The 1,308-nt window shown below is 65.6% G+C and carries 1 protein-coding gene; it reads left to right on the forward strand.

Annotated features, from left to right (window positions below; all coding sequences use genetic code 11):
* The first annotated feature begins 167 nt into the window (after positions 1–167).
* Positions 168–1,250 (forward strand): ABC transporter ATP-binding protein, encoded by a 1,083-nt coding sequence (locus AB4Y86_RS19075; RefSeq protein ID WP_441403691.1) that lies wholly within the window; start codon positions 168–170, stop codon positions 1,248–1,250.
* Positions 1,251–1,308 lie beyond the last annotated feature (58 nt).

Genomic DNA, 1,308 nt, shown 5'->3' on the forward strand with positions numbered 1-1,308 from the left:
CTCTGTATGTGATGTGGCGCACAACTACYGTGCGGCGTCATGGATGCTCCTCGGCTTCGGCCGGGGAGCATGCGCATCCTTTGAAACGGAACACCCACAACTGAATAAAAAGAACCATTCACTACGGATCGTCCGGCACGTACCTGCCGGTGAAGGGATTGATAACTGTGGCTACAGTTACTTTTGATAACGCTACGCGTCTGTACCCGGGCACCGAGAAGCCCGCTGTTGACAAGCTCAACATTGAAATCGCCGACGGCGAGTTCCTGGTCCTCGTGGGACCCTCCGGCTGTGGAAAGTCCACCTCCCTGCGGATGCTGGCAGGCCTCGAGGATGTGAACTCCGGCCGGATCCTGATCGGCGACCGCGACGTCACCGACCTTCCGCCGAAGGACCGCGACATCGCCATGGTCTTCCAGAACTACGCCCTGTACCCGCACATGACGGTCGCGGACAACATGGGCTTCGCGCTTAAGATCGCCGGCGTCAGCAAGGAAGAGCGCGCCGAGCGAGTCCGCGAAGCCGCCAAGCTGCTGGACCTCGAGCCGTACCTGGACCGGAAGCCGAAGGCCCTCTCCGGCGGCCAGCGCCAGCGCGTTGCCATGGGCCGCGCAATCGTGCGTAACCCGCAGGTGTTCCTCATGGATGAGCCGCTGTCCAACCTCGACGCCAAGCTCCGCGTCCAGACGCGCACGCAGATCGCTTCCCTGACCCGCCGCCTCGGCGTCACCACCGTCTACGTCACCCACGACCAGGTCGAGGCCATGACCATGGGTGACCGCGTCGCCGTCCTCAAGGACGGCCTGCTGATGCAGGTGGACACCCCGCGCAACCTCTACGACAAGCCGAAAAACGTTTTCGTCGCCGGCTTCATCGGCTCACCGGCCATGAACCTGCTCGAGCTTCCCGTCGTCGACGGCGGTGTGCAGTTCGGCGGCACCGTCTACCCGGTCCCGCGAGACGTCCTCGAGGACGCCTCCGGCTCCACCGTCACGGTCGGCTCACGTCCCGAGGACCTCGAGACCGCGCCGCAGGGCGAGGGACTCCAGGTCGAGGTCGACGTCGTCGAGGAACTCGGCGCCGACGCCTACGTCTACGGCCACACCACGCTCGACGGCAAGAGCCACGACATCGTGGCCCGCGTCGACGGCCGCCGCCCCCCGATAAAGGGTGAGTCCATCTGGGTCCGCCCGCAGTCGGGCCACGTGCACCTGTTCGACACCAAGACCGGCCTGCGCCTGGGCGACTGATCCCCACCGGCTCACCGGCTTAACGGCCGACGGCGGTCCTCCCACGGGAGGGCCGCCG

Origin of the sequence: Arthrobacter sp. 2YAF22_2 (genome assembly GCF_052114645.1) — a bacterium.
Classification (GTDB): Bacteria; Actinomycetota; Actinomycetes; order Actinomycetales; family Micrococcaceae; genus Arthrobacter.